19 protein-coding genes are annotated in these 22,593 nt (G+C 67.7%); 11 read left to right on the forward strand and 8 right to left on the reverse strand.

Annotation, left to right across the window (positions count from 1 at the left end; translation table 11 throughout):
• Positions 1-4 precede the first annotated feature (4 nt).
• Both MRBLWO13_RS13875 and MRBLWO13_RS13880 read left to right on the forward strand, forming a co-directional pair.
• A complete protein-coding gene (locus MRBLWO13_RS13875) occupies positions 5-2,980 on the forward strand; it encodes a bifunctional [glutamine synthetase] adenylyltransferase/[glutamine synthetase]-adenylyl-L-tyrosine phosphorylase (protein WP_341974581.1) in 2,976 nt (991 codons plus the stop codon).
• A 45-nt stretch (positions 2,981-3,025) separates the two neighbouring features.
• On the forward strand, positions 3,026-3,946 hold the full coding sequence (locus MRBLWO13_RS13880) for a diacylglycerol kinase family protein (protein WP_341974582.1): 921 nt from the start codon (positions 3,026-3,028) through the stop codon (positions 3,944-3,946).
• Here MRBLWO13_RS13880 and MRBLWO13_RS13885 read toward each other — a convergent pair.
• Positions 3,933-5,084, reverse strand: a complete 1,152-nt coding sequence (locus tag MRBLWO13_RS13885; RefSeq protein ID WP_341974584.1) for an AI-2E family transporter — start codon at positions 5,082-5,084, stop codon at positions 3,933-3,935. The two genes, MRBLWO13_RS13880 and MRBLWO13_RS13885, sit on opposite strands and share 14 nt — an antisense overlap.
• Before the next feature lie 146 nt (positions 5,085-5,230).
• Positions 5,231-6,655 (reverse strand): type I glutamate--ammonia ligase, encoded by a 1,425-nt coding sequence (gene glnA / locus MRBLWO13_RS13890; protein ID WP_341974585.1) that lies wholly within the window; start codon positions 6,653-6,655, stop codon positions 5,231-5,233.
• Positions 6,656-6,777: 122 nt separating this feature from the next.
• Here glnA and MRBLWO13_RS13895 point away from each other — a divergent pair, with 122 nt between their 5' ends.
• Complete coding sequence (locus tag MRBLWO13_RS13895; RefSeq protein WP_341974586.1) at positions 6,778-7,206, forward strand: RDD family protein; 429 nt, start codon at positions 6,778-6,780, stop codon at positions 7,204-7,206.
• Between the two features lie 3 nt (positions 7,207-7,209).
• On the opposite strand, the gene MRBLWO13_RS13900 is transcribed toward MRBLWO13_RS13895, so the two are convergent.
• A complete protein-coding gene (locus MRBLWO13_RS13900) occupies positions 7,210-7,698 on the reverse strand; it encodes a RimK/LysX family protein (RefSeq protein WP_341974587.1) in 489 nt (162 codons plus the stop codon).
• Between the two features lie 17 nt (positions 7,699-7,715).
• Between MRBLWO13_RS13900 and MRBLWO13_RS13905 the strand changes: the two genes are divergently transcribed.
• Entirely contained in the window at positions 7,716-8,903 is a 1,188-nt protein-coding gene (locus MRBLWO13_RS13905) for a RimK family alpha-L-glutamate ligase (RefSeq protein WP_341978409.1), read from the forward strand.
• Positions 8,904-8,973: 70 nt separating this feature from the next.
• On the opposite strand, the gene MRBLWO13_RS13910 is transcribed toward MRBLWO13_RS13905, so the two are convergent.
• On the reverse strand, positions 8,974-9,684 hold the full coding sequence (locus MRBLWO13_RS13910; RefSeq protein WP_341974588.1) for a DUF4191 family protein: 711 nt from the start codon (positions 9,682-9,684) through the stop codon (positions 8,974-8,976).
• 191 nt (positions 9,685-9,875) lie between these two features.
• Here MRBLWO13_RS13910 and MRBLWO13_RS13915 point away from each other — a divergent pair, with 191 nt between their 5' ends.
• Positions 9,876-11,267 (forward strand): hypothetical protein, encoded by a 1,392-nt coding sequence (locus MRBLWO13_RS13915; RefSeq protein WP_341974589.1) that lies wholly within the window; start codon positions 9,876-9,878, stop codon positions 11,265-11,267.
• Between the two features lie 21 nt (positions 11,268-11,288).
• Here the strand turns inward: MRBLWO13_RS13915 and sucB are convergent, their stop codons facing one another.
• From sucB to MRBLWO13_RS13930, 3 genes are all read right to left on the reverse strand, one after another.
• Positions 11,289-13,031: a 2-oxoglutarate dehydrogenase, E2 component, dihydrolipoamide succinyltransferase gene (gene sucB, locus MRBLWO13_RS13920; RefSeq protein ID WP_341974590.1), complete on the reverse strand. Its 1,743-nt coding sequence runs from the start codon at positions 13,029-13,031 to the stop codon at positions 11,289-11,291.
• Positions 13,032-13,099: 68 nt separating this feature from the next.
• On the reverse strand, positions 13,100-14,473 hold the full coding sequence (lpdA, locus tag MRBLWO13_RS13925) for a dihydrolipoyl dehydrogenase (protein ID WP_341974591.1): 1,374 nt from the start codon (positions 14,471-14,473) through the stop codon (positions 13,100-13,102).
• A gap of 3 nt (positions 14,474-14,476) precedes the next feature.
• Positions 14,477-15,949 (reverse strand): leucyl aminopeptidase, encoded by a 1,473-nt coding sequence (locus MRBLWO13_RS13930; protein ID WP_341974592.1) that lies wholly within the window; start codon positions 15,947-15,949, stop codon positions 14,477-14,479.
• 115 nt (positions 15,950-16,064) lie between these two features.
• On the opposite strand from MRBLWO13_RS13930, the gene MRBLWO13_RS13935 reads away from it, so the two are divergent.
• The 6 genes from MRBLWO13_RS13935 (at position 16,065) to MRBLWO13_RS13960 (ending at position 22,247) form a co-directional block, all read left to right on the forward strand.
• Positions 16,065-17,006 (forward strand): PAC2 family protein, encoded by a 942-nt coding sequence (locus tag MRBLWO13_RS13935; RefSeq protein WP_341974593.1) that lies wholly within the window; start codon positions 16,065-16,067, stop codon positions 17,004-17,006.
• Between the two features lie 167 nt (positions 17,007-17,173).
• Positions 17,174-18,442 (forward strand): RNA polymerase sigma factor, encoded by a 1,269-nt coding sequence (locus MRBLWO13_RS13940; RefSeq protein ID WP_341974595.1) that lies wholly within the window; start codon positions 17,174-17,176, stop codon positions 18,440-18,442.
• Positions 18,442-19,758 carry a MurT ligase domain-containing protein gene (locus MRBLWO13_RS13945; RefSeq protein WP_341974597.1) on the forward strand — a complete coding sequence of 439 codons (1,317 nt, stop codon included), beginning with the start codon at positions 18,442-18,444 and terminating at the stop codon, positions 19,756-19,758. Before MRBLWO13_RS13940 ends, MRBLWO13_RS13945 begins: the two co-directional genes overlap by 1 nt.
• Positions 19,755-20,513: a glutamine amidotransferase gene (locus MRBLWO13_RS13950; protein ID WP_341974598.1), complete on the forward strand. Its 759-nt coding sequence runs from the start codon at positions 19,755-19,757 to the stop codon at positions 20,511-20,513. The genes MRBLWO13_RS13945 and MRBLWO13_RS13950 overlap by 4 nt, the downstream gene beginning before the upstream one ends.
• A 1-nt stretch (position 20,514) precedes the next feature.
• On the forward strand, positions 20,515-21,213 hold the full coding sequence (locus MRBLWO13_RS13955; protein WP_341974599.1) for an alanine racemase C-terminal domain-containing protein: 699 nt from the start codon (positions 20,515-20,517) through the stop codon (positions 21,211-21,213).
• Positions 21,210-22,247 (forward strand): alanine racemase, encoded by a 1,038-nt coding sequence (locus MRBLWO13_RS13960; RefSeq protein ID WP_341974600.1) that lies wholly within the window; start codon positions 21,210-21,212, stop codon positions 22,245-22,247. The genes MRBLWO13_RS13955 and MRBLWO13_RS13960 overlap by 4 nt, the downstream gene beginning before the upstream one ends.
• A gap of 4 nt (positions 22,248-22,251) precedes the next feature.
• On the opposite strand, the gene MRBLWO13_RS13965 is transcribed toward MRBLWO13_RS13960, so the two are convergent.
• Positions 22,252-22,470, reverse strand: a complete 219-nt coding sequence (locus MRBLWO13_RS13965; protein ID WP_102192227.1) for a hypothetical protein — start codon at positions 22,468-22,470, stop codon at positions 22,252-22,254.
• Positions 22,471-22,593 lie beyond the last annotated feature (123 nt).

Genomic DNA, 22,593 nt, shown 5'->3' on the forward strand with positions numbered 1-22,593 from the left:
CCGTATGGCACGCCTGGACGATTCCGTCTCGCTCTCCGCGCTCGCACGCCTCGGATTCGCGGAACTCAGCGCAGCTGCAGAATCCCTCGCCGAACTGGCGACGCTGCTCGGCCGTGAGCGCGCGCTGCTGCTCGAAGACGTCGGAGCCGCCGATCCCGACGCCGCGGTTCTCGGGATGCTGCGGGTCGCTCGCCGCGACCCTGCGCCGCTGCGGGCGCTGAGCGACGACCCGGCTGCCCGGCGCAGAATCTGGCGCGTGTTCGGAGCGTCGCAGGGGCTTGCGGACTTCTTCCTGCGTCATCCCGGGGAGATCTCCGTCCTCGGTGAGGCGACGGACGAGCTGCCGACGGCGGAGCAGCTGCGCGACGACCTGCTCGCCTCGGTCGGGGCCCGCGACGGGTTCGCTGAAACCGGCGACGATGCGGCTCTCGTCGCGTTGCGAGTCGCCTACCGCCGCAGCATCGCGGCGATCGCGGCCGTCGACCTCGCGCATCCGGATCCGACCGCCTTGGTGGCGGCGGTGTCGGCCGCCCTGGCCGATGCGGCCGGTGCAGCACTGGAGGCGTCACTCGCCGTCGCCCGTACGCGCCTGCTGGACACGACCGGCCGCGAAGAGATCGCGGCGACGCAGCTCGCGATCATCGGGATGGGCAAGGCCGGTGCGCGGGAGCTGAACTACGTCAGCGACGTCGATGTGATCTTCGTCGGAGGAACCGCGGACGAAGATGTCGTCGCGGAGCCCAAGGCCATCGACATCGCGACCCGCCTCGCCCGGGAGACGATGCGCGGACTCAGCGGCATCGAGGTCGAGCCCCCGCTCTGGGAGGTCGACGCGGCGCTGCGCCCCGAGGGCAAGCAGGGCGCGCTCGTGCGGTCGCTGGCCTCGCATCTGGCGTACTACGACCGCTGGGCGAAGAGCTGGGAGTTCCAGGCGCTGCTGAAGGCTCGGCCTCTTGCGGGGGACCAGGCGCTCGGCATCGAGTACATCGCCGCCGTGCAGCCGAAGATCTGGTCCAGCGCCGCCCGTGAGGACTTCGTCGACAGCGTGCAGCGGATGCGCGAGCGCGTCATGGAGCACATCGACCCGGAGGACGCGCCGTACCAGCTCAAGCTCGGCTCCGGTGGCCTGCGTGACATCGAGTTCACGGTGCAGCTGCTGCAGCTCGTGCACGGGCTCACCGACGCCACTCTGCGAACGCGCGGGACCCTGGAGAGTCTCGACGCGCTCGTCGAGGGCGGGTACATCGGTCGAGCCGAGGCGGCGACGTTCGCCGACGACTACTGCATCCTTCGGCTCATGGAGCACCGGCTGCAGTTGCGAGAACTCAGCAGAACGCACCTCATGCCGCGCACGCCGGCCGGGCTGCGCATCCTTGCCCGGGGCAGCGGCCTCGCCGAAACGGGCGACGGCATCTGGGAGCGTTGGGAACATGTCCGCCGCGAGGTCCGAGACATCCATACGCGCCTCTTCTACCGGCCGCTGCTGAGCGCTGTGGCTTCACTGCCGGAGGAGGAGCGCACTCTCTCCACGGAGCAGGCGCGCGATCGACTCGCCGCCATCGGATTCCGCGACCCGGCAGGCGCTCTCCGCCACATCGGCGCCCTCACGACCGGTCTCAGCCGCAAGGCGACGATCCAGCGCCATCTGATGCCGATCATGGTGCGCTGGTTCGCGGACGGCAGCGACCCCGACTACGGCTTGTTGGCGTTCCGCCGGATCAGCGAGCGTCTGGGCGACACCCCGTGGTTCCTCCGGATGCTGAGGGACTCATCCGGAGCGGCCGAGAGCCTGACACGACTGCTGTCGTCGTCGCGCTACGTCGGCGAGCTCATGGACGGGTTCCCGGAGTCCGTCGCCTGGCTCGACAGCGCAGAGCTCCTCACGCCGCGCGGACAGTCGGCCCTCGACGAGGAAGCCAGGGCCATCCAGACCCGGCATGGCACGACCGGGGATGCGCTGCGCGCGGTGCGTGCGCTGCGCCGCCGCGAGCTGCTGCGCACTGCGATGGGCGGCGTGCTCGACGTCCTCTCGATCGAGCAGATCGCCACCGCGCTCACCGAGATCACGGACGCGACGATTCAGTCCGCCTTGCGCGCCGTTCGTCGTGAGATCGTCCCGCCCGAAGACGATGCGCTGGACTTCGCCGTGATCGGGATGGGTCGATTCGGCGGTGCCGAGCTCGGGTTCGGCTCGGATGCGGACATCCTGTACGTCTATGACGCGAACGGGGTCGATCCCCAGCGGGCGCAGACCCTCGCCGCTCGTCTCGTCGCAGCACTCCGCGAGCACCTCACCGATCATCGTGTGCCTCTCGATCTCGATGCCGACCTCCGACCCGAGGGTCGAAATGGGCCTGTCGTGCGTTCGATCGAGGCGTACGCGGAGTACTACCGCCGCTGGTCGCTCTCCTGGGAGGCGCAGGCGCTCCTCCGGGCGCGCGGCGTCGCCGGAAGCCTCAAGCTGATCGCGAAGTTCACCGCGATGGCCGACGCGATCCGATACCCGGCGACGGTCGATCTCCAGGGCCTCCGCGAGATCAAGCGCATCAAAGCCCGCGTCGAGGGGGAGCGGCTGCCGCAGGGCGCCGATCCTCGACGGCATCTGAAGCTCGGACCAGGGTCGCTCAGCGACGTCGAGTGGCTGGTGCAACTCGTGCAGCTGCAGCACGCCCACGACGTGCCAGGGCTGCGGACGACCTCGACGCTCGGTGCGCTCGATGCCGCTGTCGCATCAGATCTGATCCCGGAGCAGGCCGCGGAGCTTCTTCGGGAAGCTTGGCGCCTCTCCAGTCGGCTGCGTTCCGCGATCACGCTGCTCACCGGGCAGACCAGCGACGTGCTCCCCACGGACCGCAGGCAGCTCGACGCCATCGGCCGTCTGCTCGGATATCCCGATCGCTCGGCCACCGAGGTGGAGGAGGACTACCTCGCCGTCACTCGTCGCGCACGGCGTGCCTTCGAGCAGCTGTTCTACGGCTGATACGGCCGAGTTGCACGGATCGTCATCGTCGCGCAGAGTGGCCTCATGACGAACTCCACCATCGGCGTGATCTGGAATCCCTCGAAGATCGAGGAGGAGAAGCTGCGCGCGGCTGTAGCGGATGCCTTCGCCGCAGACGCCGACGTGCAGTGGTGGGAGACGAGCGTCGATGATCCCGGGCGGGGAATGGCGCAGGAGGCCGTGGATGCCGGATGCGACACCGTGCTCGCCGTCGGCGGCGACGGCACCGTCAGGGCGGTCGCCGAGACACTCGCCGGCACGGATGTCGCTCTCGGCATCGTTCCTCAGGGCACCGGGAATCTCCTCGCCCGCAACCTCGAGCTTCCGCTCGACGACATCCCCGCAGCGCTCGCCCGCGTCAGGTCGGGCAAGACCCGGACCATCGATCTCGGCTGGGTGGAGGTCAACGGTGAGGAACACGCCTTCGCCGTCATGGTGGGCTTCGGCATCGATGCGCAGATGCTGGTCGAGACCAATGATGACCTGAAGGATCGTGCAGGCTGGCTCGCTTACGTCGAGGCGATGGGCCGCGCTCTCGCCGGTACGGAGATGACGCCGATCACGTTGACTCTCGATGACCAGGAACCGCAGACGGTCAAGGGTCATACGCTGCTGATCGGGAACTGCGGGATGGTTCAGGGCGGAATCCGCCTGCTGCCGGATGCGACCCTCGATGACGGGCTGCTCGATCTCCTCCTGATCAGCTCGGACGGAGCCCTGCAGTGGCTCGACACGGTGCGCTCGGTCGTCTGGGACAACGGCATCCGTCGGTTGTTCACCCCTGGCCAGGAGGCGGTGAGCACGGACTCGACCCGCCATCTCTCCGCGAAGCGGATCGTGGTCGAACTGGAGAAGCCTCAGGCGTTCGAAGTCGACGGGGAAGAGCTCGGCGAAGTGTCGGCGTTCACCGTGCGCGTGCAGCCCGCTGCCGTCAGGGTGTACTGACGATCAGATCGCCGTCCGGCGGCACGGTCTTGCTGTCCTGAGCGGGGAACGTCACCTTCTGGATGATGATGATGACGCTCGCGGCGATGGGAATCGCCACGAGCGCGCCGAGGATTCCTCCCAGCGCGCCGCCGCCCACGGCGGCGATCACCACGACAGCACCGGGCACCGCGACAGCCTTGCTCATGATTCTCGGGCTGAGGAAGTATGCCTCGATCTGCATGTAGACGAGGTAGTAGATCGCAGCGATCAGCGCCATCTGCGGGTCGGTGATCAGGCAGACGAGCGAGATGATGACGGATGCGGTGAGCGTGCCCACGAGCGGGATCAGCGAGCCGATGAAGGCCAGGAGGGCGAGCAACGCCGGAACCGGGGCTCCGATGATGCTGAGGAAGAACAGGCTGAGGACGCCGTTGATCAGAGCGAGACTCGCCTGGCCGATGACGTAACGACCGACAGCGCCGGACACGTCCTCGAGGAGTCCGCTGAACCGCTCCCGCTGGTAGGCGGGGACGAAGCGGACCGCTGTGCGCTTGATGCTGCGAAGAGACGCCATGAAGTACAGGGTGAGGATCAGGACGATCGTGACGGCGGTGAAACCACCGGCGATGCCTGCGCCGACAGCGAAGACGCCCCCACTGATGTTCGCGAAGTTGCCCGGATCCTTGAAGAAGTCGAGGATGCCGTCCGCGGCGTCCTGGAACACCGAGCCGAACTGGGCGCTCATGTCCTTAAACCAGGCGCTGGCCGTGATGTCGGCGACCATCTGGGGCCCGTCATCGATCAGGTTCGTGATCTGCTCGACGACGATGGGAACGATGGCGACGATGATTCCCGCGAACACGAGCAGCACGGACGCGACGACGATCGTGACGGCGGCCGGGCGGGGCAGCTTGGCTTCGATGAGGGTGACGATCGGGTCGAGACCCAAGGCGAGGAAGAGCGCAACGCCGATGTAGACGAGCACGGTCGCGAGCTGGCCGACCATGCTCCCGATGAGCAGCGCGACGAGGACGCCGAGAGCTCCGAGCAGACCGAACAGGAACGGGTTGATCTTCCACGCCCCCGAAGGACTGGTCTTTCCGGGCGCGTGAAGGTGATGTTCGACCGTCGTGACGGCAGCCTTGCGTCGACGCATGATTATCCCCCTGGTGTTTCCGATCCCGATGCAACAGTTGAACTCTATGTCGATCCGCGGTCAAACCCCTTGACGAAGCGCCGGGTGCAACGGCGAGAGCCCGCCTCAGCAGACGCTGGGGCGGGCTCTCTCGGTGCTGCTGTGGATCAGACCCCGAAGTACAGCTCGTACTCGAACGGGTGCGGGCGCTGGGCCATCGGCAGGATCTCGTTCTCGTACTTGTAGGAGATCCAGGTCTCGATGAGCTCCTTGGTGAACACGCCGCCCTCGAGCAGGAAGTCGTGGTCCTCCTCGAGCGCCGTCAGCGAGTCCAGCAGCGAGTTCGGCACCTGGGGGATGTTCTTCGCCTCCTCGGGGGGAAGCTCGTACAGGTCCTTGTCGATCGGCTCGAGCGGCTCGATGCGGTTCTTGATGCCGTCGAGGCCGGCCATCAGCTGTGCGGCGAATGCCAGGTACGGGTTGCCAGAGGCATCCGGCACGCGGAACTCGATGCGCTTCGCCTTCGGGTTGGAGCCCGTCAGCGGGATGCGGATCGCTGCCGAGCGGTTTCCGGCGGAGTACGCCAGGTTGACCGGAGCCTCGAAGTGCTTCACCAGGCGGTGGTAGCTGTTCAGCGAGGGGTTGGTGAACGCGAGCACAGCGTGAGCGTGCTTCAGCAGACCGCCGATGTACCAGCGCGCGACGTCGCTGAGCTGGCCGTAGCCGGTCTCGTCGTAGAACAGCGGCTTGCCTTCGCTCCACAGCGACTGGTGCGTGTGCATGCCCGAGCCGTTGTCGCCGTACAGCGGCTTCGGCATGAAGGTGGCAGCCTTGCCCCACAGCTCAGCGGTGTTCTTGACGATGTACTTGAACTTCAGGATGTCGTCTGCCGCGTGCACCATGGTGTCGAAGCGGTAGTTGATCTCCTGCTGCCCGGCGGTGCCCACCTCGTGGTGCGAGCGCTCGAGGATGAAGCCGGCGTCGATCAGCTTCAGGGTGATGTCGTCGCGCAGGTCGGCGGTCTTGTCGACCGGCGAGACGGGGAAGTAGCCGCCCTTGTACGGGGTCTTGTTGGCGAGGTTTCCGCCCTCTTCCTCACGACCGGTGTTCCACGCGGCCTCCTCGGAGTCGACCTGGTAGAAGCTCTTGCCTGCCGAGACCTCGTAGCGGACGTCGTCGAAGAGGTAGAACTCGGCCTCGGGGGCGAAGTACGCGGTGTCGGCGATTCCGGTGGAGGCGAGGTACTTCTCGGCCTTCTTGGCGACCTGACGCGGGTCCTTCGAGTAGATCTCGCCGGTGCGCGGGTTGTAGATGTCGAAGAGCATCACGATGGTGCTCGCCTCGCGGAACGGGTCGACGTAGGCCGTGGAGACGTCCGGGATGAGCTGCATGTCGGACTCGTGGATGCTCGCGAAGCCGCGGATCGAGGAGCCGTCGAACAGCTGGCCGTTGACGAAGAAGTCCTCGTCGACCGTGCTCGCGGGAATGTTGAAGTGCTGCTGAACGCCAGGCAGATCGGTGAAACGGATGTCAAGGAACTTGACGTCGTTCTCCTTGATGTAGCTCAGCACCTCAGATGAATCTTTGAACATGTGTAACGACTCCTGAATAGCGGATCGGGGTTCACGGCCACTCTGCACAGTACGGCGAGGGGGTTACCTCCCAGTATCCACTTTGTTTCGGGCGTGTTACAGACGCTGGGTAGGCTGGGGAGGTGACGGATGCTGTGAACGCGTACCCCGGTGAACGACTCGGACTCCCGCGAACGGGCAGTGGCAGCGTCGCCCGCGTCGGTCGCCGGATCGGCGCCCTGCTGATCGACTACACAGCCGCGACCATTATCGCGACCGCGTTCCTCGGCTTCAATCAGTTCGCGCTGCCGTCAGAGGCCGGACTCACGCAGTTCACCCCGCTCGTGGTATTCGCGCTGCTGCAGGTCCTCTTCATCCCGACCGCGGGTGGCAGCCCGGGTCACCGCATCCTCGGGATGCGTCTGGTCAGTCTCGACGGCGGCTGGGTGGGCCTGTGGCGCCCGATCGTGCGGACACTCCTGCTGATCGTGGTGATCCCCGCCGTGATCTGGGACGAGGATCAGCGCGGCCTGCACGACAAGGCCGTGCGGACCGTACTCGTCCGGACCTGAGACTCAGTCCCGTCCGCGGTTGCGGCGACGCGCCTCGCGCGGCGCGCGGCCGCCGAGGAACGACCGAGCGGGGTCGACGATGTAGCCGCCGCGGAGTGCCTCCCGGCCGATGAGCATCCGGAATCCCATCTCGTCGCGGTTGCTGAGCGTCACTTCCGCGAGAACCTCGCGATCGACCAGACGGACCAGCAACTTCACGACGAGCCGTTGCTGTGCGTGGCCGGAGGAGCTGCGGATGGCGCGGCGGTCATGCACCGGGCACTCGACGACCACGGCATCCTCTTGGCTGTCCTGCCAGGGCTTGACCTTGAAGCGCACCCATGCGACATTGTCGCGTTCGAATTCGTGGATGTCGAAAGCGTGCAGCGACGAGGTGCGTGCGCCGGTGTCGATCTTCGCTTTGAGCCAGTCGACACGGAGATCGGGCAGGCTCACCCACTCGCGCCAGCCCGTAAGGGTGTTTGAATGGGTTGACCTACTCACCTGATACATCCTGGCAGGAAAACTTCGTGAAGATCGCCGTGCTCTCCCGTGCCCCGCAGGCATACTCGACCCAACGACTGCGAGCCGCCGCCTTGCAGCGCGGCCACACCGTCAAAGTCCTCAACACCCTGCGCTTCGCCATCGACCTCACCGCTGATGAACCCGACCTGCACTACCGGGGCCGCCAGCTCAGCGACTATGACGCGATCCTGCCCCGGATCGGCAACTCGATCACCTACTTCGGCACCGCTGTGGTCCGGCAATTCGAGCAGATGGACGTCTATACGCCCAATACGGCGAACGGCATCTCCAGCGCGCGCGACAAGCTGCGCGCCAATCAGATCCTGTCCCGCCACAACATCGCGATGCCGCCGACCGCCTTCGTGCGCAACCGCGCCGATGTGCGGCCGGCGATCGAACGCGTCGGGGGAGCGCCCGTCGTCATCAAGCTGCTCGAAGGCACCCAGGGGATCGGCGTCATCCTCGCCCCGCAGGTGAAGGTCGCCGAGGCGATCATCGAGACGCTGCATTCGACGAAGCAGAACGTGTTGATCCAGAAGTTCATCTCCGAGAGCCGCGGCCGCGACATCCGCGCCCTGGTCGTGGGCGACCGCGTCGTCGCCGCGATGCGCCGATCCGCCGCCGGTGACGAGTTCCGCTCGAACGTCCATCGCGGCGGATCCGTGGAGCGGGTCGAGCTCGACCCGGTGTACGAGCGCACCGCGGTGCGCTCAGCCCAGATCATGGGACTGCGCGTCGCCGGCGTCGACATGCTCGAGGGCGAAGACGGTCCGTTGGTGATGGAGGTCAACTCCTCGCCGGGCCTGCAGGGCATCGAGACCGCGACGAACCTCGACGTCGCCGGAGCGATCATCGACTACATCGCCGGGCAGGTGGCGTTCCCCGAGATCGACGTGCGTCAGCGGCTGACGGTGTCGACCGGATACGGCGTCGCCGAGCTGCTCGTGCACGGTGCGGCCGACCTCGTGGGCAAGACGCTGGGAGAGGCGGGGCTCTGGGAGAGGGACATCACCGTGCTGACTCTGCACCGTGGCGTATCGGTGATCCCGAACCCCCGAAAGCACGTCGTGCTGGAGGCAGAAGACCGGTTGTTCTGCTTCGGCAAGCTGGACGAGATGCGTTCGATGATTCCTGAGCGCCGTCGGCGCCGCGCGAAGGTGCGCCGGCTGCCGCGCGAGCCGCTCTCGGAGTGATGCCCTGAAACTGCAGAAGCGCGGCCGCCCTCGAAAGGGGCGGCCGCGCTTCTCTGTCTGCGGGTGAGCGTCAGCGCGGACGCTGCGCCCGGGCCTTGGTCGGGTCGATCCCCTTGGGGATGGGCAACGAAGACAGCGACTGCGAGACGGATTCGATCCGCCGGATGACCGCGGCCATCGTCGTCTTGTCGATCGCCTTGGGCAGCTTCTTGATGGTCTTGGCGAGTTGGCTGATCGGCACGTCGTCTTCGCCGTGACCGACGTAGAGCACGGTCACCGGGACGCCCTGCGCGACGCGCTGCACCTTCTGGCGCTCTTCGTTGATGAGGCGGGTGAGGCGTCCGCGGGAACCCTCGCCGACGACGACGACCCCGCCGCGCCCGACGGTGCGGTAGACCGCCTCCTGGGTCTTGGGGTTGATGCCGACGGGGGAGTCCGATGCCTGCCAGCTGCGACCGAGGCTGCTGCTGAGCACGTGACCGGTGGCACCGGGCATGCCGTCGATCTTCTTGTACATCGCGTTCGTGGAGAGACGCGTCATCAGGAAGAGCGCACCGAGCACACCGAGCATGAGGCCGGTGATGCCCCAGAGGACCAGCGTCCACACCTGGAAGGGCGGAATCACATAGCCGACCACCAGGCCGACGAGGATGCCTCCGAGGAGGATCGCGATCTGGGCCCAGGGCAGCCAGGCATAAGCCTCACGCGTGAACCGGAAGAGGGACTTGATCTGGGAGAAGAACCCAGGACGCTTCTCGGGGTCAGGAGCACGCTTTGCCATAGGTATCAGCCTACCGAGTCCGGGATGCTGCGGATGTCGGCGTTCGCGTCGGGCGGATTCGAATTTCTCTGCACGATCCCGGGACGATCTCTCCGGCACCACTTCTCCTGCACAATGGCGGGTTCGACGGAGTTCGTCCACATCGGGCTCCAGGGCCCCCATCGGATGCGTCGCTGCGCTCTCATGGATCCATGGCAGATCGTGAAACGGACGGCGGCGACCGGACGCTCGTGTCCGGCGCGCATCGCGTGATCCGGACGTTGGACGCGCAGGAGGGGCCCTATCCCGGTGCTCTCGTCACGCGCGGGGACGGCGTCGCGGTGCAGACCGATGCCGCCTCGCTCAGTGGATGGGACGGGTGGGCGTATGCCGGCGCAGAGCACGTGGCCGGCCCTTTGGACGTGGTGCGCCGTGTCGACGGCCAGGATGTCCTCCTGCCGTGGTGTTCCGAGCGGCTCGCGGCCTTCCTGGGGCGGCGTGCAGCCGCCGGCGTCGCCGTATCGGCCGGGGAGACGGCCACGCTCGTCGGCAGCCTTCTGCGCGGCCTCGACGAGCTCGGCGGCGGGGCGACTGTCGGCGGCAGCTGGTGGCTGACCGACGAAGGACGGCCGGTCTTCGTTCTCGGCGATGGTGAGAGTGCTCGGGAGTCCGCAGCGCGGATCGTCGGACGACTGCAGGAGAGCACCACGGATCGGGCGCTGGGGCGCACGCTCACCACCGTGCAGCAGGGACTTGTACAGCCGCGGGTGCCGCGACGCGTGCAGGACGATTGGGAGCGCGAGCTGTTCGAGAACGCGGCGCCCAAGCCGCTGCGCCCTGAAGTCTTCCCGCCGGAGCGGGCGCGTGACATCGCTCCGCAACACGCCGCTCTCGACGACTTCTCCGAACCGGTTCACGGCCGCGGACCGGCGGTGTTCGTCGAGGGGCTGCGCAGCCGCATTCTCGAGCGATGGCGGATGCTGATCGCTGAGCGTCCGCAGAAGGACCGGGGTCGGAGATCGACGGTTTCTGAGGGTGCGCCGCGACGACGCAGAACTCTGGTCGTGGCGGGTGCGGCTGCCGCTGCGGTGCTCGCAATCGGCCTGCTCTGGCCCACCGGCGGGTCGGACGAGGCCGGTGCGCAGACCGACGGGGCATCGGAAGCGGCGACGCGTGCGCAGGACGACGCGGTGCCGCCCGCCGAGAGCTCGACTCCGAGTTCGGAGACGGACGAGCCGACGGACGACACGGATGCTGCACCGACCGCGGAGACCAGCGACCCGCTGTACGCCGCCACAGCGCTTCTGGCGGTCATCCGAGCCTGCGCGGAGGCGGAGGACGGGACGTGTGACGCAGCGGTCGCTGAGGGAGCCGCCGGTGTCGTGGAGCGCCTGGGGGCGGTTGCGCAGGATCGGGAACTGGCGCTCGTCGACGAATACGGCGATGTCGCGGTGATCCGACTGACCCCGACGGCTTCGACTTCCGAGCCAGGGGGAGCGGGCGAAGAGGAGAAGCCGATGTCCGAGCTGATGATCGTGCTCGTGCGCCTCAACCAGAACTGGCTGGTCCGCGACGTGTACGACGTCGCGGACCAGCCAGGCTGATCGGTTCAGATGTCTGTCGGATCAGGCGCCGAGAGCGGCAGCGAAGTCCGCGGACTCCAGGCGAGCCTTGACTGCGCCGAGATAACGCGCGGCATCCGAGCCATCGATGATGCGGTGATCGTACGAGAGCGCGAGGTACACGTACGAGCGGATGGCGATCGCGTCGGCGCCGTCGACCTTGACCAGGCCGGGACGCTTCACGACCGTTCCGGTTCCGAGGATCGCCGACTGCGGCAGGAACACGACAGGCGTGTCGAACAGCGCGCCGCGGGAGCCGGTGTTGGTCAGCGTGAACGTGCCGCCGCCCAGCTCGTCGGGCTTCAGCTTGTTGTCGCGGGTGCGCGCGGCGAGGTCAGCGATCTCATGTGCGATCTGCGCGATGTTCTTCGACGCGGCATCCCGCAGCACCGGAGTCAGCAGGCCGCGCTCGGTGTCGACGGCGATCGAGAGGTTCTCGGTCGCCGGGTACACGATGTCGGTGCCGTCGACCGTCGCGTTGACGATCGGGAACGCCTGCAGCGCCTCGGCGGCCGCAAGAGCGAAGAACGGCAGGAACGACAGCTTGTCGCCGGTCTTCTGCAGGAAAGACGCCTTCACGCTGTCGCGGTACTCGGCGAGCTTCGTGACATCGACCTCGACGACCGTGGTCAGCTGAGCGGTCTGCTGCATCGAGGCGACGGCACGCTCGGCCAGCACCTTGCGCAGGCGCGACATCGGCTGCGTGGTTCCGCGCAGCGGCGAGACCTCGAGCGGCGCGGGAGCCGGAACGGCGGGAGCAGCGGCCGGGGCGGCGGATGCCGTCTCAGCTGCCTTCAGCACGTCTTCCTTGCGGATACGGCCACCGACACCCGTGCCGGTCACCGAGGCGAGGTCGACGCCCTGCTGAGAGGCCAGACGGCGCACCAGCGGGGTGACGTAGAGGCTGTCGCTCTCGGTCGGCAGCGTGAGCTTCGGAGCAGCAGGCTCGGCCGCGGCGGGAGCTGCCGGAGCGGGAGCCGAGGCAGCAGGGGCGGGAGTCGCAGGAGCAGCGGCTGCCGGTGCCGGCGCGGCAGGGGCAGCAGGAGCTTCAGCGGCCGGAGCGGCAGGAGCTTCAGCGGCCGGAGCTGCGGGCGCGGCTGCCGGAGCGGCACCCGATCCGACCCGGGCGAGGACAGCGCCGACGGCGACGGTCTCGTCTTCGCCGGCGACGATCTCCTGCAGGATGCCGGCGACCGGCGAAGGGATCTCCGTGTCGACCTTGTCGGTCGAGATCTCGAGCAGAGCCTCGTCGACGGCGATGGTGTCACCGACCTGCTTGAGCCAACGGGTGACCGTGCCCTCGGTGACGCTCTCGCCGAGCTCGGGGAGCACGATGTCGGTGGCGTCGCCGGCCGGAGCGGAGGGAGCGGCTTCTGCCGGAGCCGCGGGGGCCGGGGCTTCGGCGGCCGGCGCCGCGGGGGCGGCCGGTGCTGCTGCTTCGGCCGCAGGCGCTTCCTCTGCTGCCGGAGCGGCGGCTTCCGGAGCATCCGCTGCCGGTGCCGCATTCGAACCATCACCGATACGGGCGAGCAGAGCGCCCACCTCGACGGTCTCATCCTCGGCGACGAGGATCTCCTCGATCACACCGCTGACGGGGGAGGGGATCTCGGTGTCGACCTTGTCGGTCGAGATCTCGAGCAGGCCCTCGTCCGCCTGAACGGTGTCTCCCACCTGCTTGAGCCAACGGGTGACCGTACCCTCGGTGACGCTCTCACCGAGAGCGGGGAGGACCACGGATGTGCTCATGACGGAGTCTCCTTCAAGAAGTTGTATAACGCTTGTCTAGCTTAGTGACCTGGTTGGCCGATTGGTGTTCAGAGGGCGTGCAGCGGTTTGCCGGCGAGCGCGAGGAACGCCTCGCCTAGTGCCTCGCTCTGCGTGGGGTGGGCGTGGATCAGAGGAGCGATGTCCTCCGGGTGCGCCTCCCAGGCGACAGCGAGCTGGCCCTCGGTGATGAGCTCGCCGACGCGATCTCCGAGCAGGTGGACACCGAGCACCGGGCCGTCCTTGAGACGGACGACCTTCACCAGGCCGCCGGTGCCGATGATCTCGCTCTTGCCGTTTCCGGCCAGGTTGTACTCGTAGGCGACGATGCTGTCCGCGCCGTGCTCGGCGACGGCGGCTTCCTCGGTGACACCGACGGAGGCGACCTCCGGGCTGGAGTACGTGACCTTGGGGATCTGCACATCGGGGATGTTCGCGGGTGAGAGTCCGGCGATCCGCTCGGCGACGGCGATGCCCTGCTGGAAGCCGCGGTGGGCGAGCTGCAGGCCGGGAACGATGTCGCCGACGGCCCAGACGCCGGCTGCGGAGGTCCGGAGGTCCTGATCGACGGTGACGAAGCCACGGTCCAGGGTCACGCCTGCCTCTTCGAAGCCGAGATCCGCGGTCACCGGACCACGGCCGACGGCCACGAGCAGGTAGTCGGCGGTGAACTCGGTGCCGTCTTCGAGCGTGACCGTGACGGACGCGTCGTCCTGCGCGGCGGTCTGGAATCGCTTGCCCAGCGAGTACTGGATGCCGCGGCGGCGGAAGGCGCGCTCGAGGCCCTTGCTGAGCGCGATGTCCTCGTTCGGGACCAGGTGCGGCAGAGCCTCGATGATGGTGACCTCGGCGCCGAACGAGCGCCACACACTGGCGAACTCGACGCCGATGACACCGCCGCCGAGAATGAGGACGCGCTCGGGGATGACGTCGAGCGCCAGAGCCTGCTCGCTCGTGAGGATGCGTCCGCCGATCTCCAGACCGGGGAGGGTGCGGCTGTAAGAGCCGGTCGCGAGGATCACGTCGGCACCGACGTACACGTCGTCCCCGACAACGATGCTCCGGTCAGCCTGCAGTCGTCCGAGACCGGGGACCGTCGTGATGCCGCGTGCTTTGACCAGGCCTTCGAGGCCCTTGTACTTCTTGGCGACGATGCCCTCGCGGTACGCCCGGACGCCCGCAGGGTCGATGCCCTCGAGAGTGGCGGTGATGCCGACGTGCGCGGCGTCACGCACGTGCTCGGCGACCTCCGCCGCGTGCAGCAGCGCCTTGGTGGGGATGCATCCGCGGTGCAGGCAGGTCCCGCCGACTTTGTCCTTCTCGATGAGTGCGACGGACTTGCCGAGTTCGCTGGCGCGGATGGCTGCGGCGTACCCGCCGCTGCCGCCGCCGAGAATGACGACGTCGAAGTTGTGAGTGATCATGTGTCATGCCTCCGTGTGGGATGCTTCGGCGAAGGCGATGATCGATCGGACCATCGCCCCGGTGGGGCCCTTCTCAGTGAAACCGTACGGCGCGCCGTTGTGCTCGCTGGAGCCGGCGATGTCGAGATGCACCCAGGGGATGCGGGGTGCGTCATCCTCGGTCGATGTGCGTCCGACGAACCGGCGCAGGAACAGACCGGCGTACGAGGCTCCGCCCATGCGATCGCTCATGTTGACGTTCTGCAGGTCGGCGATCGGGGAATCCATCGCCTCCTCCATGTGCGCGGGCAGCGGCATGTGCCAGGCCGGCTCGTCCGCGGCGTCGGCCGCGGCGAGGAACCGGGCGACGGTCTCGTCGTCCCCGAAGACTCCGGTGAGGCGGTGTCCGAGCGCGGCGACGATGGCACCGGTGAGGGTTGCGACGTCGATGATGACGTCGGGGTTCTCACGGCTGGCGGCCACGAGCGCGTCGGCGAGGACCAGTCGGCCCTCGGCATCCGTGTTCAGCACCTCGACGGTCGTGCCGTCGAGGATCCGCACCACGTCGCCGGGGCGGAGGGCCCCGCCCGACGGCATGTTGTCGGTGATGCCCAGCCACGCGGTCACCCGCACCGGAAGCTGCAGGGTGGCGATCGCGCGCAGCGCGGCGAGACTGGTCGCGGCACCCGCCATGTCGAATTTCATGCCGACCATCGAGGCGGCGGGCTTCAGAGACAGGCCGCCGGTGTCGAAGGTGATGCCCTTGCCGACGAGCGCGATGTGCTGAACGGCGTCGGCGGGGGAGTAGTCGAGTCGGACCAGGCGCGGCGGGCGCTCCGAGCCCTGAGCGACGCCGAGGATGCCACCGAAGCCCTGCTTCGCGAGCGCCTTCTCGTCGAGGATCTCGACGGTCACGTCGAGATCAGCCACGCTGTCTGCGGCGCTCTGCGCCAACTGGGCCGGGCTCTGCCACTCGGCGGGGACGAAGACCAGATCCTTCACCAGCGACACAGCGTCGCCCACCGCGTTGGCGCGAGCGGTGGCCGCGTCGTCGAGATCGGCGTGCAGGATGACCGCTGTGGCCCGCGGCTTGCCCTTCTCGGCCTTGTAGTTCTCGAAGCGGTAGCCGCCGAGGACCGCGCCCTCAGCGGCGGCGCCCGCGAACTCATCCACACCGGGCGCAAGCGCCACGGAGACGGTCTCGAACCCGGTCAGAGTGCGAAGCGCTGCTCCGACGGCGTTCCGCACCGCAGCGGCGTTCGGCGTCTTGCCGGCGCCGACGACCGCGAACGGGAGAGCGGTCACCTCCGGGGCGTACACGCGTGCGAACGCGGATGCAGCGCCGGTGAAGCCGATGCCGTTCAAGGCCTCAGCGAGACCGCTGAACGCGCCGATCGACTCTGTCGAATCGGAGAGATCGGGAACGACGAGCACTGCGGCATCTGCGGTGCTTCCGGGAAACGGGTCAGTCGTGTGCGACAGCACGGGAAGCGTCATGCCTCCATCCTAGGTATTCGCGCACCCGTCGGCGCGCGAGCGGCACGAGCTGCGTGTTCGCTCTCAGCATGACCCGGCCAACCCCCGGATGGATGGTGCCTCGTAGCATGGTCATATGCCGTTTTCCGGAGACCTCTACGAACGTGTCGCCAACGCACCGACTGTGCCGCGCGGACTCCCGCTGGTGATGCTCCTGACCGGCTTCACAGATGCCGGGAGCGCTGTTTCCGGCCTGATCGACCACCTTCGCGAGACGACTTCACCGCAGCCGATCGTCGTGTTCGACAACGACGTACTGCTCGATTACCGCGCCCGGCGTCCGGTGATCGTCTTCGAGCAGGATCACCTCACAGAGTTCCGTCCGGCGCGGCTCGAGCTCTCCCTCGCCACGGACGCGCTCGGACAGCCGTTCCTTCTGCTGGCCGGTTACGAGCCGGACTTCGCCTGGAATGCGTTCGCGCAGACGATCCTCCAATTGGCCGCAGACCTCGAGGTGTCCGGGCTCAACTGGGTGCACTCGATCGCGATGCCGGTGCCGCATACCCGTCCGATCGGGACCACAGTCAGCGGCAACCGTCGCGAGCTGACCGTCGCGCATTCGGTCTGGCGTCCGCGCACTCAGGTTCCTGCGACAGCGGGCCACCTGCTGGAGTTCCGCTTCGCCGAGCGCGGCGACCGGGCCGTCGGTTTCGTGCTGCTGGTGCCGCATTACCTCGCCGAGACCGAGAACCCGGATGCGGTGATCACGGCGGCCGAACGCCTGATGGCCGCGACCGGGCTCGTGCTGGTGATGGATGACGTGCAGGAGCGGCGAGACGACTACCTGGCGCGCGTCGACGAGCAGGTCCTCGGCAACGAGGAACTGCAGCAGATGGTGCACACCCTCGAACGGCGCTACGACGCATACATGGCCGGTCGGAACCCCGACGACGACTCATATGACGATGGTGGCTTCAGCGAGCGCGATCTCCCGAGCGCGGACGAACTCGCCGCTGAACTCGAGCGCTACCTCGCGTCACGGCCCTCCAGTGATGACGAGAAACCGGGCCGGGGCTGACCCGATCTCGACGAACTTCGACGGAATGCGCTCGCTCGGTCTCCCGTGTGCGATACTAGGACTCTGACCCGTTGTCAATCGTTCTTTCCGGAGAACGGACTTGACAAGGGTCTTACTAGTGTCCGAAATGTCCCGGGGCGTATCTGTGGCCCCGTGAAAGGCGAAACGTGACTCCTGCCACGACCAACAGTTCCCGGACGAAGAAGACCGCTGACGAGCCCGCGCTCGACGCGCAGCCCGAGGTTGCAGCGGAGAAGGCTCCGGCGGCGAAGGCTGCTGCCGAGAAGCCCGTCGCCCAGACCGCCGCGAAGCGCGCGGCGGCGAAGCGAGCGCCCGTCAAGAAGAAGAAGGCCGACGACATCGTCGAAGACGATGAGGTTCCCCCTGCTGCAGCCACCGACGTCGATGATGACGACGAGGACAGCAAGCCGAAGTTCACCGAGCCGCTGCCCACGGGCGCGATCGTCATCTCGTCGAACGACGATGAAGACGTCCCGGTCTACTCGACGCAGATCACCGGGGCCACTGCCGACCCCGTCAAGGACTACCTGAAGCAGATCGGTAAGGTCGCACTGCTGAACGCGGCCGAAGAGGTCGAGCTCGCGATGCGCATCGAGGCGGGTCTCTTCGCCGAGGAGAAGCTGTCGACGATGTCCGGCGCAGAACGGACCGGCCAGCTCGGACTCGACCTCCAGTGGGTCGCCCGCGACGGCCAGCGCGCGAAGAGCCACCTGCTGGGTGCCAACCTGCGCCTCGTGGTCTCGCTCGCGAAGCGTTACACCGGTCGCGGCATGCAGTTCCTCGACCTCATCCAGGAGGGCAACCTGGGCCTGATCCGTGCTGTCGAGAAGTTCGACTACACCAAGGGCTTCAAGTTCTCCACGTACGCCACCTGGTGGATCCGTCAGGCGATCACCCGGGCCATGGCCGACCAGGCCCGCACCATCCGCATTCCTGTGCACATGGTCGAGGTCATCAACAAGCTGGCGCGTGTGCAGCGTCAGATGCTGCAGGACCTCGGTCGCGAACCCACTCCGGAAGAGCTCAGCCGCGAGCTGGACATGACGCCGGAGAAGGTCGTCGAGGTGCAGAAGTACGGCCGCGAGCCGATCTCGCTGCACACCCCGCTCGGCGAGGACGGCGACAGCGAGTTCGGTGACCTCATCGAGGACACCGAAGCCGTGGTTCCGGCTGACGCCGTGGGCTTCACGATGCTGCAGCGTCAGCTCGAGCAGCTGCTGGATTCCCTCTCCGAGCGCGAGGCCGGCGTGATCCGCATGCGCTTCGGACTGGGCGACGGTCAGCCCAAGACGCTCGACCAGATCGGCGACACGTTCGGTGTGACGCGTGAGCGCATCCGCCAGATCGAGTCCAAGACCATGGCGAAGCTGCGTCACCCGAGCCGCTCGCAGTCGCTCCGGGACTACCTCGAATGATGACGGGCGCACCTCAGGCGCGCTCCGCAGGCATCCGCTACGTCTTCCCGGTTCTGGCTGGGAAGCTGGCTCGATTCGCGACGCGTCTGCGGGGCGGCGGTTCGGCGTTTCCCGGGTACCTGACGAACAAGCTCTCTCCGTCACTGCTGCCCACTCTGGCTGATCAGTTCCGGTACGGGGTCGTGTTCGTGCTGGGCTCGAACGGCAAGACGACGACGACGCACATGATCAGTGAGGTGCTGCGCGCACACGGGCTGACCGTGTTCACGAACCCCACCGGGGCGAACCTGCCTCAGGGGGTCACGAGCGCGCTGCTGGCCGACGCGACGCTCACCGGTCGCATCCGCGCCGATGTCGCAGTGCTCGAGGTCGACGAGGGCTACGCCGCCGATCTCGCGGATCAGCTGTCGCCCGCGGTGATCCTGTCGTTGAACGTGCAGGTGGACCAGCTGTACCGGTTCTACGAGACCGAGCGCGTCGCCGACATGATGCTCGACGCCTCGACTCGCGCCTCGGGGCATGTCGTCGTCAACCGCGACGATCCCTATCTGAGCAAGATCGACACTGACGCGATGCGCGGCGAGGTCTCGTTCTTCGGCGTCTCGCCGGAACTCGTCGCCGCATCCGCGCACGGTCTCGCCAACGCGGCGGACACCCGCAGCGGCAACACGGGCACGCGTGCCCGCGACGCGTACTCCGAGGTGCTCAGAGCGCAGGGACGCGAGATCGCGGTGCGCGTCGGCGACGTGGAGGCGGAGATCACGCTTCCGGCCCGCGGCCTGCACTACGCCGCCGACGCCGCAGCCGCGCTCACGGTCGCAGCCCGTGTGCTCGGCACTGACTTCTCCGCCGCAAAGGCAGCGACCGGATTCGCCAGGATGGCTCCGGCCTATGGCCGTGGCGAAGTCATTCCGCTGCGCCGGGATCCGGCGGGCGAACAGGTCGAATTCGTGATGTTCAAGAACGCGCCGAGCCTGCAGATGAATCTCGACGCACTGGACGGAGCGCCCGAGCGCGCGCTCATGGCGATCGACGAGGGAACTCCTGACGTCTCCTGGCTCTACGATGTCGATTTCGATGCGCTCCCGCGGGTGGATGTCGTCACCGGCGAGAAGGCCAGTCAACTCGCGTTGAGCCTCGAGCACGCCGGCGTCGAGATCGGCGTCGTCGAACCGGACATGGAGAAGGCTGTCGCGCTGATGCGCGCGCTGGACCCGGCGGCGTCCGGACGTCAGACCTGGTTCGTCAACTACGAGCTGATGATGATCGGCCGCAAGCTGCTCGGTCACGGAGACCAGGAGGTTGCACGCCGATGAGCGAGTCAGTGCGAATCGTCCAGCTGTATCCGGTGGAGCTCGGCATCACCGGAGATCGCGGGAACGTGCGCGCCCTGCAGGTGCGCCTGGAGCGCGGCGGCGTCGCCACGGACGTGCAGACGGTGGGCATCGGAGAGGCGATTCCTGCCGACACCGACGTCCTGGTTCTCGGAAACGGTCCGCTGTCGGCGATGCGCGGCGTGATCGACGACCTGCGCGGTCGTGCCGCAGAGCTGGAGACCTTCGTCGATGGCGGCGGTACGCTGCTCGCCGTCGGCGGCTCGGCCGAACTTCTGAGCGAGGGTGTGGAACCGCTCGAGGGCGCGCCCCTCACGGGACTCGGCATCTTCCCCTTCCGCGTCGTGCGCACGCGCGAGCGCAAGGTGGGATACATCATCGTCGATACGCCGGACGGCCGGGTCATCGGGTTCGAGGATCACGCGTCCCAGTGGTCGCTGGACAACGGCGCACTCCCGTACGGAACGGTGGCCGCCGGCCGCGGCAGCTTCGAGCATGCCGGTTCGCGCGGCGAGATCGTCCGTCGTGGCCAGGCCTTCGCGACCAACGTGCAGGGTCCGGTGCTGCCGTTGAATCCACGCTGGACCGATGCGATGCTCACCGCCGTGACGAACCGTCGCGGCATCGATTGGGCTCCTGGCACGGCGCATGCGCCGCTGGACGAGCACGCGGACGGCGCCCGCGCCGCGATCGAGCGGCTCGTGCACGGCAAGGACATCAGCTCGATCGGACTCTGAGGTGACGGGCAGCAGTGCGCTTCCGCGGGCGGTGATCTCACGCTCCGCTCTCACCGCTGCAGCCGCGGCGGCCGTTGCCGCCGGCGGGAGCATCGCGGATCTCCGGCGTGACGCCTGGGGCCACGGGATCCTGTCGGTCGCACACGTCGCCCTGGCGGCGGGCGCAGAGGCCGTTCTCGTCGACTCGTCGGACGAGGTGGACGCTCTCGGAGCCGAGGGGATCACGGCGACCGCGGATGCGGAGGCAGACATCGACTCGCGCATCCTGTACGGCCTGCCGGATGCGGACGGGCAGCTGAGCACGGCTCCGGTGCTGCGTCTGGTCGGACGGGTGCTCTCCACCAAGCGCCTCCTCGCGGGTGAGGCCGTCTCCTACGGGTACACGCACCGCGCCACGACCGACACGACCGTCGCACTGGTCTCGGGCGGGTACGCGCAGGGGATCGTGCGCGCGCTGGGCAATCAGGTCCATGTCGCGGTCGATGGGGAGCAGCGGCCGATCGTCGGGCGGGTCGCAATGGATGTCTGCGTCGTCGACCTCGGGGGCCGCGATGTGCCGGTCGGCGCCGAGGTGACCTACTTCGGCGGATCCGGATCCGCCGCGCCTGCCCTGGCCCGATGGGCCGCAGTGACCGGGTTCACCGTCGCTGAGCTCGTGGCCGTGACGGGGATGCACGCCGAGCGGGAGTGGGAAGCATGATTCGACCGACCCTGCAGATCTCGCGTGACCAGTTCCGTACGAACATCGCGGCAGTGGAACGGCGGATCGCCCCCTCCGCGCTGATGCTCGTCATGAAGGACGACGCCTATGGCCACGGTCTGGGCTGGGCAGTGGAGGAAGCCGCCGACGCAGGCGTGACCTGGTTCGGCGGCTACGACATCCGCACGGCGCTGCGTATCCGCCGGCTGTTGGTCGGCTCGCAACGGGTTCTGGCGTGGGCGACGTCCACCGACGAGGAGATCGCCGAAGCGCTTCTGCACGATATCGACCTCGGCATCGGCACGTCCGAGTACCTTCGCCGAGTGATCGCCCAGGCGCAATCGCTGGGTCGACGGGCGCACGTGCATCTGAAGATCGACACCGGGCTGCGCCGCAACGGCGTGCTCCCCACGGAGTGGGACGGCTTCGTCGCCGAAGCCCGCGCGGCGGAGGGCGCCGGCACGCTGGAGGTCGTCGGCGTGTGGAGCCATCTCGCCGAGGCGAGTGACCCGGAGGACGATGAGGCGCAGCAGGTGTTCCTCGCCGCGGTCGACGCGGTTCGTCGCGCCGGGAGTTCACCGGAGCTGTTGCATCTGACGGCGTCAGCCGCGTCGTGGTGGCGGCCGGAGCTGCGCGGCTCACTGTCTCGGGTCGGCGCGTTCTGCTATGGCATCCGATCTGCAGACGGCCCGGAGCTCGACGGCATCCGTCCGATCGCCACCCTGAGCGTGCCGGTGGTTCACGTCGACGACGGCGACGCCGTGATCGCGATCGGCAGTTTCGACGGCCTGCCCTCAACGCTCGCCGGCATCGAGGTCGGAACCCCTGCCGGTCTCCGGCTTCTGCGCGAAGTCGATGCGACGACGTCCATCGTCGCGGGGTGGCCGGGAATGCAGCCGGGTGATCAGGTCCGAGTGTTGGGACCGGGGGACCAGGGGGAGCAGAGTGCGACGACGCTCGCCGAGCGCATCGGCACGGTCGGCGAGGAGATCCTCACCCGACTCACGCCGCGCGTACGGCGAACGATCGTCTGAGCGGTCAGACCGCGTCGATCAGGCGAGCGGTCTCGTCGTGCCAGCTGGTCGCGATGCTGCGCAGCTTCTCTTCGTACTTGCGGCCGTGGTGGGCGCAGAAGAGCAGTTCGGAACCGTTGACCTCGGCAGCGATGTAGGCCTGAGCGCCGCATGAATCGCATCGATCCATCGCGGTCAGTCGGAACTCGATAACGGAGGCCTCACGTTCGGTCGTAGCGTTCATCTCGGTGCCTCCTCGGGTGTCAGGCTCATTGCTTGAGTGTGCTCAATACAACCACGCCACAGCTGTATGCATGCCCGGATCACGGCGTGTTTCGCTCAGCGCGTACGGCGATGGGCTCGGCCG

Origin of the sequence: Microbacterium sp. LWO13-1.2 (genome assembly GCF_038397725.1) — a bacterium.
Taxonomy (GTDB): Bacteria; Actinomycetota; Actinomycetes; order Actinomycetales; family Microbacteriaceae; genus Microbacterium.

Bases quoted from the DNA above. Each gene is read 5' to 3' on its own strand.
- MRBLWO13_RS13945 (WP_341974597.1), top strand. From the start codon at position 18,442: ATGACGGGCGCACCTCAGGCGCGCTCCGCAGGCATCCGCTACGTCTTC.
- lpdA (WP_341974591.1), bottom strand. From the start codon at position 14,473: ATGATCACTCACAACTTCGACGTCGTCATTCTCGGCGGCGGCAGCGGC.
- MRBLWO13_RS13910 (WP_341974588.1), bottom strand. From the start codon at position 9,684: ATGGCAAAGCGTGCTCCTGACCCCGAGAAGCGTCCTGGGTTCTTCTCC.
- MRBLWO13_RS13915 (WP_341974589.1), top strand. From the start codon at position 9,876: ATGGCAGATCGTGAAACGGACGGCGGCGACCGGACGCTCGTGTCCGGC.
- MRBLWO13_RS13965 (WP_102192227.1), bottom strand. From the start codon at position 22,470: ATGAACGCTACGACCGAACGTGAGGCCTCCGTTATCGAGTTCCGACTG.
- MRBLWO13_RS13935 (WP_341974593.1), top strand. From the start codon at position 16,065: ATGCCGTTTTCCGGAGACCTCTACGAACGTGTCGCCAACGCACCGACT.
- MRBLWO13_RS13950 (WP_341974598.1), top strand. From the start codon at position 19,755: ATGAGCGAGTCAGTGCGAATCGTCCAGCTGTATCCGGTGGAGCTCGGC.
- MRBLWO13_RS13900 (WP_341974587.1), bottom strand. From the start codon at position 7,698: ATGTATCAGGTGAGTAGGTCAACCCATTCAAACACCCTTACGGGCTGG.
- MRBLWO13_RS13960 (WP_341974600.1), top strand. From the start codon at position 21,210: ATGATTCGACCGACCCTGCAGATCTCGCGTGACCAGTTCCGTACGAAC.
- MRBLWO13_RS13885 (WP_341974584.1), bottom strand. From the start codon at position 5,084: ATGCGTCGACGCAAGGCTGCCGTCACGACGGTCGAACATCACCTTCAC.
- MRBLWO13_RS13880 (WP_341974582.1), top strand. From the start codon at position 3,026: ATGACGAACTCCACCATCGGCGTGATCTGGAATCCCTCGAAGATCGAG.
- sucB (WP_341974590.1), bottom strand. From the start codon at position 13,031: ATGAGCACATCCGTGGTCCTCCCCGCTCTCGGTGAGAGCGTCACCGAG.
- MRBLWO13_RS13875 (WP_341974581.1), top strand. From the start codon at position 5: ATGGCACGCCTGGACGATTCCGTCTCGCTCTCCGCGCTCGCACGCCTC.
- MRBLWO13_RS13930 (WP_341974592.1), bottom strand. From the start codon at position 15,949: ATGACGCTTCCCGTGCTGTCGCACACGACTGACCCGTTTCCCGGAAGC.
- glnA (WP_341974585.1), bottom strand. From the start codon at position 6,655: ATGTTCAAAGATTCATCTGAGGTGCTGAGCTACATCAAGGAGAACGAC.